Annotated in this window: 12 protein-coding genes; 4 read left to right on the forward strand and 8 right to left on the reverse strand. The window is 39.3% G+C overall.

Annotated features, from left to right (window positions below; translation table 11 throughout):
- Positions 1-284 precede the first annotated feature (284 nt).
- Positions 285-1,187 carry a TauD/TfdA family dioxygenase gene (locus DCO44_RS14760; RefSeq protein ID WP_116763209.1) on the forward strand — a complete coding sequence of 301 codons (903 nt, stop codon included), beginning with the start codon at positions 285-287 and terminating at the stop codon, positions 1,185-1,187.
- A gap of 41 nt (positions 1,188-1,228) precedes the next feature.
- On the forward strand, positions 1,229-2,104 hold the full coding sequence (locus DCO44_RS14765) for an AEC family transporter (protein ID WP_228157561.1): 876 nt from the start codon (positions 1,229-1,231) through the stop codon (positions 2,102-2,104).
- Between the two features lie 115 nt (positions 2,105-2,219).
- Here DCO44_RS14765 and DCO44_RS14770 read toward each other — a convergent pair whose 3' ends face one another.
- The 3 genes from DCO44_RS14770 to DCO44_RS14780 form a co-directional block, all read right to left on the reverse strand.
- Positions 2,220-3,509 carry a DUF945 family protein gene (locus DCO44_RS14770; RefSeq protein ID WP_116763213.1) on the reverse strand — a complete coding sequence of 430 codons (1,290 nt, stop codon included), beginning with the start codon at positions 3,507-3,509 and terminating at the stop codon, positions 2,220-2,222.
- 210 nt (positions 3,510-3,719) lie between these two features.
- The gene (gene clpB / locus DCO44_RS14775; protein ID WP_116763215.1) at positions 3,720-6,302 is read right to left on the reverse strand and encodes an ATP-dependent chaperone ClpB; all 2,583 of its coding nucleotides are present in this window, start codon (positions 6,300-6,302) and stop codon (positions 3,720-3,722) included.
- 295 nt (positions 6,303-6,597) lie between these two features.
- On the reverse strand, positions 6,598-7,020 hold the full coding sequence (locus tag DCO44_RS14780) for an OsmC family protein (RefSeq protein ID WP_116763217.1): 423 nt from the start codon (positions 7,018-7,020) through the stop codon (positions 6,598-6,600).
- A 148-nt stretch (positions 7,021-7,168) separates the two neighbouring features.
- On the opposite strand from DCO44_RS14780, the gene crp reads away from it, so the two are divergent.
- Positions 7,169-7,876, forward strand: a complete 708-nt coding sequence (crp, locus tag DCO44_RS14785) for a cAMP-activated global transcriptional regulator CRP (RefSeq protein WP_116763219.1) — start codon at positions 7,169-7,171, stop codon at positions 7,874-7,876.
- 160 nt (positions 7,877-8,036) lie between these two features.
- On the forward strand, positions 8,037-9,086 hold the full coding sequence (locus tag DCO44_RS14790) for an NADP(H)-dependent aldo-keto reductase (RefSeq protein WP_116763221.1): 1,050 nt from the start codon (positions 8,037-8,039) through the stop codon (positions 9,084-9,086).
- Between the two features lie 104 nt (positions 9,087-9,190).
- Here the strand turns inward: DCO44_RS14790 and DCO44_RS14795 are convergent, their stop codons facing one another.
- From DCO44_RS14795 to DCO44_RS14815, 5 genes are all read right to left on the reverse strand, one after another.
- The gene (locus DCO44_RS14795; protein WP_116763223.1) at positions 9,191-9,967 is read right to left on the reverse strand and encodes a M48 family metallopeptidase; all 777 of its coding nucleotides are present in this window, start codon (positions 9,965-9,967) and stop codon (positions 9,191-9,193) included.
- Positions 9,968-10,079: 112 nt separating this feature from the next.
- A complete protein-coding gene (locus DCO44_RS14800; RefSeq protein WP_116763225.1) occupies positions 10,080-10,388 on the reverse strand; it encodes a phosphoethanolamine transferase domain-containing protein in 309 nt (102 codons plus the stop codon).
- 165 nt (positions 10,389-10,553) lie between these two features.
- Complete coding sequence (locus tag DCO44_RS14805; RefSeq protein WP_044738509.1) at positions 10,554-11,873, reverse strand: adenylosuccinate synthase; 1,320 nt, start codon at positions 11,871-11,873, stop codon at positions 10,554-10,556.
- A gap of 69 nt (positions 11,874-11,942) precedes the next feature.
- The gene (locus tag DCO44_RS14810; RefSeq protein ID WP_116763227.1) at positions 11,943-13,109 is read right to left on the reverse strand and encodes an ATP phosphoribosyltransferase regulatory subunit; all 1,167 of its coding nucleotides are present in this window, start codon (positions 13,107-13,109) and stop codon (positions 11,943-11,945) included.
- 212 nt (positions 13,110-13,321) lie between these two features.
- Entirely contained in the window at positions 13,322-13,774 is a 453-nt protein-coding gene (locus DCO44_RS14815; protein WP_016166574.1) for an Lrp/AsnC family transcriptional regulator, read from the reverse strand.
- Positions 13,775-13,887 lie beyond the last annotated feature (113 nt).

A 13,887-nucleotide genomic window follows, 5' to 3' on the forward strand; every position in this document is an offset into this window, starting at 1 on the left:
ATTGTATTTACCATTTCAGTTACAAACTATATTTTTACTGATCGGTAAAATACTCTATTTTTTACAAATGATTTAGGCACTGGTATTTACAACTCTATGTAACTGAAAATTCTGATGAATACATTAATTAATTTACAAGGAAGAAGATGGTTAAAATAGCATTGTAATTATATTTTTAATCTTCGAGGGAGAATCAAAATAATAGATATTAAGATTCTGCTCAATTATTTAAATGGTAAATCTCTAAAAGCTTTATAAGAATTAAATTCCGAAATAGGTAAAACATGCAAATTAAGCTTGATAAGCATTGCGCTAATGCTTGGAAAAATGAATTGAAATTATTGCCAAAAACTAATAAATGTCTTTCGACAGAGCTTATTGAGCATAGTGCAAAATTGGCACAAAAATATCTAAATTTGAGAAATGTTCATCTTAATGAATTAAAAATAGGTGGAGGATTACTTGAATTCTCTAACCTACCAATTGACGATCAGCTCTGCCACCCCCTATCTAGCACTTCAAGCCCCCACCCTAAAGGATATGTATCAGAATTAGTGCTGCTCGGAGTTACAAAAGCCTGTGGTTTAAACCCTTTTGCTTATAAAGAAGAAAAAAATGGAGCATTAGTACATCAGATCACGCCAAAAGACTTAAAAGATAATACTCGCGCTTCTAGTCAAGGTATGGCTAAGTTTGACTTTCATACCGATGGAGCCTATTTGTCGAGAAATATTAGACCGCATACTTTGTCGTTAATGTGCCTAGTAGATGAGAAACAGACTGCTACTAATTTAGTGAGGATTTCTGATGTAATTAATAAATTAAGCCATAAATCAAAAAATGTGTTGGCTGAGTCAAGGTTTGTTCATACAGCCCCCGAAACCTTTAAAGTGCAAAATAAGCGAATAAAGAGTTCCATTTTTGACTTGGTCGATGGGAATTATGAAATTAAAGCGGCATTACACAACATTAATGCTACAGATGAAGACAGCGAATCTGCATTGCATGAACTGAAATCAATTGTTTCAGAGAATCAAATTCAGAAATCTTGGAATGTTGGAGATCTCATTATTTTTAACAATCTGCATTGTTTGCACGGACATGGTGAAATGAAAGGTAACCGATGGTTACAGCGGTGTTATGGCACATATACATTCTCATCAACCACAGTTTTAGACATTGAATAGTTGCTTATCAGATGATTTTTGAAGTTGTACTAAGGGTTTTTTTGTTAATCGCAATCTCTATTATTGGGTGGGGTGTTGGTAAGAAATTTAAACTAGATTCCAAAGATATTTCAACTTTGCTTGTCTATATTATTTCCCCATTTGTGATTTTTTATTCAATTGTCGAATCACCAGCAAATTGGACTTATCTTAAGTTTTCTTTGGGCGCATTCTTATTGGCGTCCTTCATGGCTGTAATAGGGTTATGCTTTGCAAGGTGCTTTTGGAAAGACAGTCGAGTTAATCTATTTGGCTTTGCAGCGGGTACGGGTAACACTGGATATTTTGCATTACCACTGGTACTTGCAATCTTCGATAAGACGCAAATAGCCATCGCTATTTTTATTATTATAGGTATTAACCTATACGAATTTACAGTGGGTTATTTCATTACAGCTAAAGGCTCATTGAATATTAAGGAAAGTATTTTAAAAGTCATAAAAATGCCTATTCTTTATGCTGCATTTTTAGGGATGATTTTTAAATATCTCGATATTCAATTCGATGAGGTATTCCTTTCATTCTTGGCGAATTTTAAAGGTGCATATAGTGTTTTAGGAATGATGACCATCGGGATTACAATTGCAAAATTTTCAAAAATCGAGATCGATTGGCTTTTCTCAGCATTGGCTTTGACATGGAAACATTTGATTTATCCTATCGTTGGTATTTTGATGTTTATGGTTATTATTCCTGTAGATAAACAAATACTTCAAATTGTGGCGCTAATGGTTGCGACACCTATGGCTGGTAATGTCGTTGTTATCTCTAATACATTAGGACTTCATCCTGAAAAAGCAGCGACATCCGTGATGTTGAGTACCATGTTGGCTTTGATAACAGTACCAATCGCATTATATTTTGTAATGAATTTCTAAACCAATTCAACTTCCTCATTCAACTCTGCTGAGCATGAGGAAGCTTATTAAACTCTATCTCGCTTAATAAACACCAAAGTTAGATAGAGCTTTAGTTTTAAAATATTTTATAAAATCATTCCGTTAAAAATTTCTTCTCACCATATTTATATTCCATCGACATTTTCAGCACATCACCATCACGTTTCAATTGCCCCGATTGCTGCATACTGCTGAGCATCGTTTCAATATCCTGATCCGACATAGCCTGTGACCCCTTACCAGGAAGACTATTCATGATGGAAGCAACCATGTTCTTATCAAATTGCACATCAGCTTTATATTCAACTAGACTTGGTACCATGGCCACCATACCTTTTAAGGTCTTTTGATGGCTTGGCATAAAACGACCCGCTAGACTAGCTTTGGCTTCACCAGTTCCAATCTTGATTTGATTATCGCTAGAATCAAACTTAAAACCTTCGTTGATAACCGCAAGTAAAGCAGGTTCTAAATCTTGTAATAATTTCTCTTTTGCTAAACAGCTATTTTCGCTCTTTTCGATAATATCGAACAACGCTTGAAGTTTGGCACGATTCACATCCAATACGTTAAAATTAAACTTCACATTTTGCATGACAGGTGAAAATGTCATTTTCATTTCTTCAACTTGAACTGCCATTTTTGTATTTAAAACGCGATCCGTCAAATCACTTTCTGCTTCAATCCGATAGTTTTTTAATTCAGCACTCATTGGATTATTCAAACCACGATCTGCCATTTTTAGCAAATCCATTTGAACCGTGGTTTTCCCTGCTTCCAGATAATTACCATTCAAACCCTGATTTGTTTCAATTTTCAAACCAGTCATTTGAAAATGAGTTTCTGCATCCATCACCGTTAAATTTGGAATTTTTAAAGTTAAATCCTGCACCTGAAGCTGATCATCAACCGATTTGGTTCGATATTCCAAAGTAACTGGATCTAAACGCGTTTGTATTTTAGCTTCGTTTCGCACAATCACAGGTGTGGTCAACGTTGAGTTCATTACCCCTAACCAATTCACATGAGTTTTAAGCTTTAAAGGTTGATCCAATAAAGGCTTGAATGCGCTATCAGCTTGTACAACTTTAATATCTGACTGAATTTGGTAACCATTCCAACTGCGTTGAATATGATCACGCCCAGACATTTTAATCACATCTTTTGGCTTACATGGATCAAGAATCAACTCGGCTGTCCAGTCGGCACTGCCTTGCAAAGCCCCCATCTGGAAGTTTTTATAGTTCAAGCTTAGATTTTTACTTGGTTGTTTCGCTTCTTGCTGATAATAAGTTTGCAAACTTTTATCTGCATATAAATTCCCGCCAACAGCCAATGTTGCAACCGCGATGACGCCACCAACACCCCACTTTATTTTCGACATGAATATATCTCATATTATGTGTTTTTTATGTTTCCGCAGTATAATTAAAAATAACATATAAAGATAATTGTTTTACATATAAGTGGCTTACAGGTGACCACCATCACACTATTATGCATTTAATTGTCAGTTTATGACCCAAAATATCAAATTAAAACAGACCTTGTGACATAAAAAAACCAGCCGAAGCTGGTTTTTTTATACTTAAAATTAACTTAGTTTCAATTTATCAAACAGCAAATGCCCATGATCCGATTTAACTAAAATCGTATCTCCGGCTTGAAACTCTCCAGCCAGAATTTTCTGAGCCAATGGATTTTCAATCTGTTGCTGAATGGCACGTTTCAATGGGCGTGCACCATAGATTGGATCAAAACCTGCATCGATCAATAGGTCGAATGCTGTGTCTTCCACAGTTAAACTCAGGTCACGTTCAGCTAAACGACTACGCAAACGATCTAATTGAATATCCGCAATACCGCGAATCTGTGTTTTCTTCAATGAATGGAAAATTACGACTTCATCAATACGGTTAATGAACTCTGGACGGAAGTGTTGAGATACCGCACTCATCACCACTGCACGTACTTCATCATCCGCAGCCCCCTCACCCAATTCACGTACATCTTGTGAACCAAGGTTAGAGGTCATCACAATCACCGTATTCTTAAAGTCGACCACGCGACCTTGTGAATCCGTAAGGCGACCATCATCCAATACCTGTAGCAATATATTAAAGACATCTGGATGTGCTTTCTCAACTTCATCGAACAGCACCACGCTATACGGTTTTCGACGTACAGCTTCAGTCAATACACCACCTTCTTCGTAGCCAACATAACCCGGAGGAGCACCAACTAAACGACTGACCGAGTGTTTCTCCATGAACTCACTCATATCAATACGAATCATGGCATCATCATCATCAAATAAGAAGTTTGCCAATGCTTTGGTAAGTTCGGTTTTACCGACACCTGTTGGTCCAAGGAACAAGAACGAACCACTTGGGCGATTTGGATCAGACAAGCCTGCTCGTGAACGACGGACGGCATTCGATACAGCAACCACCGCTTCATCTTGTCCCACCACACGGTTATGTAAAAAATCTTCCATTTGCAGAAGTTTTTCACGTTCACCTTGCAACATTTTTGCGACTGGAATACCTGTTGCTGCACTCACTACTTCTGCAATTTCATTCTCAGTCACTTTGGTACGAATCAATTTTGGCTCTTCATTTGTTTCTTCAGCCACTTCTTCCGCTGCAAGACGTTTTTGCAATTCAGGAATCACTCCGTATTGCAAACGGCTTGCTTCAGCCAAATCACCTTCACGTTGTGCTTTTTCAAACGCAGTGCGGGCTTTATCTAACTCAACCTGAGCTTGACTCGTCCCTTCAACCAAGGTTTTTTCAGCACGCCACACTTCTTCTAAATTGTTATATTCTCGTTGAACTTCTTCAATTTGCTTTTCCAAATATTCAACTTCAGCCTTACTGACTGAATCTGCATCTTGCTTCACCGCTTCCAATTGCATTTTCAACTGGATCAAACGGCGGTCTAAACGGTCCAGTGGCTCAGGTTTCGAGTCAATTTCCATTTTAATGCGAGATGCAGCCTCATCAATCAGGTCAATCGCTTTATCTGGCAATTGACGGTCTGTGATATAACGATGCGACATTTTGGCAGCAGCAATAATGGCAGAGTCCAAAATCTGCACACCGTGATGCGTTGCATATTTTTCTTTTAAACCACGTAAAATTGCAATGGTGTCTTCCACGCTAGGTTCATCCACCAAAACTTTTTGGAAACGACGTTCTAGCGCAGCATCTTTTTCAATATACTGGCGATATTCATCTAGTGTAGTCGCACCAACACAGCGTAATTCACCACGTGCCAAAGCAGGTTTCAACATATTCCCTGCATCCATTGCCCCATCACCTTTCCCTGCCCCTACAAGGGTATGCAGCTCATCAATAAATAGGATAATGTCACCTTCGTGTTTAGCTAAATCTTTAAGAACGGCTTTTAAACGTTCCTCAAATTCACCACGATATTTTGCACCTGCAAGCAATGAGCCTAAATCTAAAGACAAGACACGCTTACCTTTTAAGCTTTCAGGCACCTCACCATTGACTATACGCTGTGCCAAACCTTCAACAATTGCTGTTTTACCTACCCCCGGCTCACCAATCAGTACAGGGTTGTTTTTAGTACGACGAGATAACACCTGAATCGTGCGTCGAATTTCATCATCACGCCCAATAACAGGGTCAAGTTTGCCTGCTAAGGCACGCTCAGTCAGGTCTATGGTATATTTATTCAGTGAGTCACGTTGATCTTCATGATTATTACTCATGACCTTTTCATCCCCTCGAATTTTATTAACCACTTTACGCAAGCTATCATTGGTTACGCCTGCACTATTTAATAAAGACTTGGTTGCACCTACTTCAGCAAGACTGAGCAATACCCAATCCGTAGAAAGAAACTCATCTCCTGCTTTTTGAGCATAACTATCTGCCAAATTCAGTGCTTTGACTGCTTCTGGGCTAAGGTTGATCTCACCTGTCGGGTTTGCTAGCGTAGGTGCATCTTTCAGCGCTTGCTGCAATTTGCTTTGCAATTCACGTAAATTTGCACCTGCCTGTTGCAAAAGACTGGCATTCGAAGCTTCTTCCAATAAAGTCGACAACACATGAATCCCGTCAATGGAGGCATGATCTTTCCCCATTGCCAAAGATTGAGCATCAGAAAGGGTTTGCTGTAGACGGTTTGTAAATTTTTCAAAACGCATTCTTGTTATTCCTCACAACAAATTTTTAACTTGTAAGATATATGGGAACTTATTTTTAGATTTCAAACTAATTTTCACATATTTTTCAATATCTTAAATTAAAAAATATAATAGAATTTAGTTATAATATTGGTCTTACTATTTTTATTTTCAAGAGTATTGATGTAATTTTTCTCTATCCAAGAGATCCACTCGCTAAAAACTAAATTCTAAGATTGTTTTATTACCATCCTCAGATATGAGCTAGCATGTTTTAAACCAAAAAAAAGCTGATGAATCACCAGCTTTTCCACGCTTATACCGCTTCTATAATTTCAAAATCGTGGGTAATTTCAACACCACCATCCGACAGCATTTTACTCGCTGAACAGTACTTTTCTGCAGAGAGTTCAACTGCTTTTGCAACCTGTTTTTCCTTCACTGCTTTACCTGTTACAACGAAATGAAGGTGGATTTTGGTAAACACTGCTGGAATGCTATCGGCACGTTCTGCCTTAAGCTGACATACAACATTTGTCACATCTTGACGAGATTTTTTCAATATTGTCACAATATCAAAGGAAGCACACCCACCAAGTCCCATTAATATAAGCTCCATGGGACGTGGTCCACGGTTTTCACCACCATACTCTGGGGATCCATCCATCACCACACTATGGCCACTTTCTGATTTCGCTTCAAAAGCAACATTCTCTAGCCAATGTACACTTGTTTGCATTGCAACTACCTAAAAAAAGCTATAAATTTACCGTGTACCTGTACACTAACATAATTTGAGTTGATAAGGAATTTCACCTCTTCAGTGTGACAAGTTCATTTTAGGTCTTGTGCGATCTATTATTTATCCATTTTCGGAAACCAAAAGCATGACTTCAAATTTTTCACAGCTAAGCACTGATGCGCTATCGCCAGGTCAATTACCTGAATCAGTCAAAGCATTATTAAAACGAGCATATATAAACCGTTATCCTAAACGTACAACTATTGTTGATGCAGGGATGGAATCAAAATCACTTTATTTGATTTTAAAAGGGTCAGTATCTATTATTTTACGTGAAGATGATGAGCGTGAAATTGTAGTCGCATATTTGAATCCAGGAGACTTCTTTGGGGAAATGGGGCTCTTCGAATCAAATCCACAGCGTACTGCTGAAGTGCGTACACGTGATGTTTGTGAAATTGCTGAAATTACCTATGAAAACTTCCACGAGTTAAGTAAGCAATACCCAGACTTGAGCTATGCGGTATTTGCTCAATTGGTTCGTCGTTTAAAAAACACCACACGTAAAGTAACCGACCTTGCCTTCATTGATGTTTCTGGTCGTATTGCACGCTGCCTGATTGACCTGTCAGGACAACCAGAAGCCATGATTTTACCAAATGGCCGCCAAATCCGTATTACACGTCAAGAAATTGGTCGTATTGTCGGTTGCTCACGCGAAATGGTTGGTCGTGTACTCAAAACCCTCGAAGATCAAGGCATGATTCAAACTGACGGTAAAGCCATTCTTATTTTTGATGTATCTTTAGAACAGTCAAACACTGATGATGACTACGAAGATGATGAAGAGTAAATCTTCCGATTATCTAAAAAAAAAGCAAATCGAATGATTTGCTTTTTTTATGCTAACTAATTCAATTTTTTCACAAAACAATATACAAGTACTCATTAACAAACTCGCATGTTTACGATAGCCTGAAGAAATTGTTCAGCTCTTATTCAGGATAGTCTTTATGCAATTCAACCCTTTAGGCGATAGCGGTATTCTTGTTCCAGAAATTTGCTTAGGCACCATGACTTTTGGTGAACAAAACACACAGCAAAAAGCCTTTCTACAACTGAATTATGCTTTAGAGCATGGACTAAACTTCTGGGATACAGCAGAAATGTATCCTGTCCCACCAAAACCTGAAACGCAAGGTCGCACGGAAACCATTATTGGGAATTGGATTGCGCAACATGGTGCTCGTGACCAATTATTGATTGCCTCTAAAATTGCAGGCCCTTCACAAGGAGGAAGTCATATTCGTGATGGACAGACCCGTTTTACTGCGAGTGAAATTAGCTCTGCTTTAGATAATTCTCTCAAACGTCTACAAACAGACTATATTGATCTTTATCAACTCCATTGGCCACAGCGTAATACCAATTTCTTTGGAAAATTAGGTTATGGCAATGCTGAAGCCTTAGACGAAAAGCCTATCACTGCACTTGCCGATACATTACTCGCACTAGCTGATGAAGTTAAAAAAGGACGTATTCGCCACATTGGACTCTCTAATGAAACTCCATGGGGAACCATGAAGTTTATCCATTTGGCAGAGCAACTAGGACTCGAAAAAATCGTCAGTGTGCAAAACCCATATAATTTACTGAATCGTAGTTATGAAATTGGGATGGCTGAAATTGCAAAATATGAAGGCGTCGGATTGCTCGCTTATTCCCCACTCGCTTTTGGTTATCTGACTGGAAAATTCCGTCACGGTGCCCGCCCTGCCAATGCTCGTATTACCTTATTTTCACGCTTTAGTCGTTATAGCAATCCTGAAAGTGAATGGGCAACAGAACAATATGCACTTCTTGCAGAACAACACGGCTTAAGCCTAACACAAATGGCACTCGCTTATATTAAGCAACAGTTTTTCGTGACCAGTACAATTATTGGAGCAACCAATCTAGATCAACTCAAAGAAAATATAGCAGCCTTTGAACTCGATCTATCTTCTGAAGTGATTCAAGGTATCGAAGCCATTCATCACCAACAACCCAATCCAGCACCCTAATAATTCTGACCGATCTACTACAAATGATTATCGCATTTTAAAGCAGTGCCATCAAAATCAAAAAAAGGATGCCGGAGCATCCTTTTTTCATATAAATTAAACAGTTAACGCTTGTTATATACTGCTTGTGCTACAGGTAGGTTTTTACGCATTGCTTCAATACGCTGACTGTTTGAAGGGTGAGTCGATAAGAAAGCCGAACCGCCCGCACCATCAAGCTTATTCATTTTTTCCCAAAGCGTAATTGCTGCTTGTGGGTTATAGCCTGCTTTCGCCATGAGCATCAGTCCACCTTGGTCAGCACGACTTTCTAAGCTACGTGAGTAAGGTAAACCTACTCCAACCTGTGTCCCTAATTGTGCTGCCGCAGCACCCAATTGACCTACACTGTCACCCGCATAACTTAAACCAATACCCAGTGCTAGATCCGTTAATGCTTGAGCACCAATTTTGTTTTTTGCATGTTCTTCCAAGGCATGAACCATCTCGTGCCCCATCACCGCGGCAATTTCAGCATCAGTCAGGTTGAGTTTATTCACAATACCTGTGTAGAACACCACCTTTCCACCAGGGGCAACATAGGCATTAACTTGGTCAGATTTTAATACTGCCAATTGCCAATCAAATTTAGTCCCTGTTTGGTTCATTTGATCAGCATAAGGTTTCAAGCGCGTGAATACGGCATAAACTCGTTTATACGTCGAAGAAGAGGTATCTAGCGTATTGTTACCACGAGCTTCCTGAACAGTTTTGTTAAAACCTTGGGTTGCGGCAACATTTAAAGATGCTGTATCTGCACCCGCCATATCAGCAACTGTTGTACAACCAGAAAGTGTGACAGCTCCTGCCACACACAAACTCAACATCAGTTTGTTCTTCATTCTTTTAATCTCCACCATTCTTGGATCACGTCAATATATGCGCATTATAAGCAATCAGTGTGGAGCTTTGAATGAATAACAACTTCATAAACATAGTATTTATGTAATTAACTTAATGCATAAACTGGTAACTTAACCAATAAATTAAACACACAACATCCAACACCATATAAACCTGCCCTACAGGTTTAATTTTTTCTGCTAATTTCTCATCATTACGCTTAAACCATAAATAGGCATTTTGAATCAGTACAATAGGCACCAAAACACAAGCAATAATCACAGACAATCCAATTAAAGCATTATAAATTACATTTGGATCAGTGGTTTGCCCTTCAATAATCATCATGGCAATGGTGGGCGCACCGCCCATAGCAAAAATTAAAGAATATAAAATAGTATTTGAAATATTTTTGTGCATCCTGCCTAAATCCAGATTTACTGTTAAGTTATTGTATCAAGGCTATTTTGAAAAAGCCTGCAAGCAAATGCAACTTTAGTCTGGATTTTAAAAACCCTACAATTTTGCAGTGCATGCACAATAAAAAGCCCCGCATCTGCGAGGCTTTTTAACATGAACTATCGATTAAGCATCAAATGGATGACGCAATACGATAGTTTCTGCACGATCTGGACCCGTTGAAATAATATCAATTGGGCATTCAATTAACTGCTCAATACGCTTGATGTAGTTAATTGCATTTTGTGGAAGCTGTTCAACGCTGGTTGCACCAACTGTTGATTCTGTCCAACCAGGCATTGTTTCGTAGATTGGTTTTAAATTTTCATATGCAAGCGCATCTGAAGAACCTACACAACCTGAATCTGTATTTTCATAACCCACACAGATTTTCACTTCTTCTAAACCGTCTAATACATCAAGTTTAGTTAAGCAAATACCTGAAAGTGAGTTTACGTCTACAGAACGACGAAGAATTTCGGCATCAAACCAACCACAACGGCGTTGACGACCTGTAGAAGCACCAAACTCATGACCCACAGTACCTAAGTGACGACCAATTGCATCACCTGTATCTGTCGCTGCATCGTAATGCAATTCAGTTGGGAATGGACCAGCGCCTACACGCGTTGTATACGCTTTAGTGATACCCAATACATAGTCTAAATGCAATGGACCCAAACCTGAACCAGAGCTTACGCCACCAGCAGTCGTGTTTGAAGAAGTCACAAATGGATATGTACCATGATCAACGTCAAGTAATGAACCTTGAGCGCCTTCAAACATAATGTTGTCACCGTTTTTACGGTAGTTATGTAATTCTGTAGTTACATCAACTACTAACGGAGCAACAACTTCACGCCATTGATCACAAAGTGCAATTACATCTTCCAACTTAACTGCTTCAACACCGTAGTATTGAGTTAATTGGAAGTTATGGTAATCCAATACTTCAGCCAATTGTGCTTTTAATGCTTCACCGCCACGTACCAAGTCCGCGACACGTACTGCACGACGCGCAACTTTGTCTTCATACGCTGGACCAATACCACGGCCCGTTGTACCAATTTTTGCATTGCCACGCTTTTTCTCACGTGCTTGGTCAAGTGCAATATGGTTCGGAAGAATTAATGGACAGTTTGGAGAAATACGCAAACGCTCTTTAACAGGTACGCCTTGCTCTTCAAGAATGGTCATCTCTTTGATTAAAGCTTCTGGTGAAAGCACAACACCGTTACCAATTAAGCACAATACGTTTTCACGTAAAATACCTGATGGAATGAGGTGTAATACAGTTTTCTTACCACCAACCACGAGAGTATGACCTGCGTTATGTCCGCCTTGATAACGAACTACTGCAGCCGCTTGATCTGTGAGCAGGTCGACGATTTTACCTTTACCTTCGTCGCCCCATTGGGTACCAAGTACCACAACATTTTTGCCCATAATAGCCTCATTACATCATGCTGTTAAAATTAAAACTCCAAGTAGTGACATGAACACTACTCGCAGTGGTTAAATTGGTTTAACTTGCCACTCACCAGCAACATCAACCAGTTGATGTGTTGCATTTGGAATAGAGTTTAAATCATCATTACCCAATAACTGAATTACACTTAAGCCTTGTGCTCTCACAGACGCAATCGCTTGTTGTAAATCAGCGTTCGTGCCTTTAGGTGCGACAACTACAGAGATTGCATTAAACTGCCCTGCACTGAGTGCATATAAGTCACAACTAAAACCTGTTGCAGGACGTGCACGGCCAAAATGTTCACCAATGCCGTCATAACGACCACCTTGTGCCAAAGAAGCAGCTCGGTTTGGTGCATACACGGCATACATTAAACCTGTGTGGTAGTGGTATGAGCGCAACTCTACAACATCAACGCCAATCAGTAGATTTGGCCAACGGGCCTGAATTGCCGACTGCGTGGTTTTTAACTCATCCAAAGCATGTTTGAATGCCGCATCTGCTAAAATTTCTGCACTAAGATGAAGTTGTAAGGCATCAAGATCACTTGCATAGCGACCTAATGCATAAAAGTCTGCACCGAAGTTTAAATCTTGGGTAAATTCCGCCAACTCAGGCAGCGCTTTACGTTGATAAAGGTCAGACAGTTCATGCTCCGTGTTTTTGTTTAAACCCGCACGCTTAACTAAGCTACGGAATAAACCCACATGCCCTAAATCCAGATGGATGCCATCTACCAAGCCTGCTTTTTTAATCAGACCAAGCATTACATCGACCATTTCAACATCAGCATCAATGCTGTCTGAACCAAACAACTCTGCACCTAATTGCAACGGTGCACGTGTGGTATTAAAGCCTTGCGGCTTGGTATGCAGAACAGTGCCTGCATAGCAATAGCGAGCCACACCTTCTACGGGATGAACGTGTGCATCTATACGCGCCACCTGTGGCGTCATATCCGCACGCACCCCAAGTAAACGCCCAGATAATTGGTCGATTACTTTAAACGTTGCAAGGTCTAAATCGTGATTTGATTCGGATAAAGAAGAAAGGGATTCTATGTATTCAATAAACGGCGTGTACACCAACTGATAACCTCGAGAAGCAAGGAAATCCAAGGCGTCACGGCGCAAGTTTTCAATTACTTGCGCTTGCTCTGGTAATACATCAGCTACACCATCAGGTAATAACCATGTCTCTGAAATGGGCATGTTGTAAACCTAAATTCTTGTCAGCGCGGAAGTAATCCGCATAAAAAAATCGGGAGCACACCCGATTTCTCCTAGTTTAGCACGATAGTTCACACCATGCACTGAGATTTTTTACATTTAATATCATTCTCTGCACAAATCTAGCATGGCTCAATCACACACTAAGTCAACGATTGTTATCAACAAATTGATTTATTTCTACGCAATTGCAGTTAAAGGGGCAGTTCAGTCGTCTGTTTAATACTCTGGAGTGGAATTTCAGTTTTTACGTTCTGAATGCCTGTAATTTTATTTAAATGCTGAATTTGGAATTTTCGATAAGCATCTAAATCAGACACCACAATTCTTAAAAAGAAGTCACAATCACCCGCCATCAATTGGCATTCCACGATTTCAGGAATTTCTCGAACTGAATCAATAAAATGATTGACTGTTTTCGCATCTTGGCCTTTTAACCAAATTCGTGCAAATACTGTTAAGCCTAAATTTACCTTCTGTGGATTCACCAAAGCCACATACTTTTCAATAATCCCAGCATCTTCGAGCTGCTTCACACGACGTAAACAAGGTGAAGCCGATAGACCAACTCGCTGTGCCAATTCATTATTCGCCAATTTTCCATCTTGCTGTAGCGTCTGCAGGATGCGTCGGTCAATTTTATCCATATCCACCCTCTTAGCATAAAATACTTTATATTTTAATTTTAGAGCAATTTTATGCTCAATATACCGCAAATACTGCTTATTTTAGCGTCAAATATCATTACAAAGTTTTTAAA

The organism is Acinetobacter sp. AM, from assembly GCF_003105055.1.
Classification (GTDB): Bacteria; Pseudomonadota; Gammaproteobacteria; order Pseudomonadales; family Moraxellaceae; genus Acinetobacter; species Acinetobacter tibetensis.

What these genes read in the sequence shown, in the direction of transcription:
- DCO44_RS14760 (WP_116763209.1), top strand. Translation starts at nt 285, where the DNA reads ATGCAAATTAAGCTTGATAAGCATTGCGCTAATGCTTGGAAAAATGAA.
- DCO44_RS14770 (WP_116763213.1), bottom strand. Translation starts at nt 3,509, where the DNA reads ATGTCGAAAATAAAGTGGGGTGTTGGTGGCGTCATCGCGGTTGCAACA.
- clpB (WP_116763215.1), bottom strand. Translation starts at nt 6,302, where the DNA reads ATGCGTTTTGAAAAATTTACAAACCGTCTACAGCAAACCCTTTCTGAT.
- DCO44_RS14780 (WP_116763217.1), bottom strand. Translation starts at nt 7,020, where the DNA reads ATGCAAACAAGTGTACATTGGCTAGAGAATGTTGCTTTTGAAGCGAAA.
- crp (WP_116763219.1), top strand. Translation starts at nt 7,169, where the DNA reads ATGACTTCAAATTTTTCACAGCTAAGCACTGATGCGCTATCGCCAGGT.
- DCO44_RS14790 (WP_116763221.1), top strand. Translation starts at nt 8,037, where the DNA reads ATGCAATTCAACCCTTTAGGCGATAGCGGTATTCTTGTTCCAGAAATT.
- DCO44_RS14795 (WP_116763223.1), bottom strand. Translation starts at nt 9,967, where the DNA reads ATGAAGAACAAACTGATGTTGAGTTTGTGTGTGGCAGGAGCTGTCACA.
- DCO44_RS14800 (WP_116763225.1), bottom strand. Translation starts at nt 10,388, where the DNA reads ATGCACAAAAATATTTCAAATACTATTTTATATTCTTTAATTTTTGCT.
- DCO44_RS14805 (WP_044738509.1), bottom strand. Translation starts at nt 11,873, where the DNA reads ATGGGCAAAAATGTTGTGGTACTTGGTACCCAATGGGGCGACGAAGGT.
- DCO44_RS14810 (WP_116763227.1), bottom strand. Translation starts at nt 13,109, where the DNA reads ATGCCCATTTCAGAGACATGGTTATTACCTGATGGTGTAGCTGATGTA.
- DCO44_RS14815 (WP_016166574.1), bottom strand. Translation starts at nt 13,774, where the DNA reads ATGGATAAAATTGACCGACGCATCCTGCAGACGCTACAGCAAGATGGA.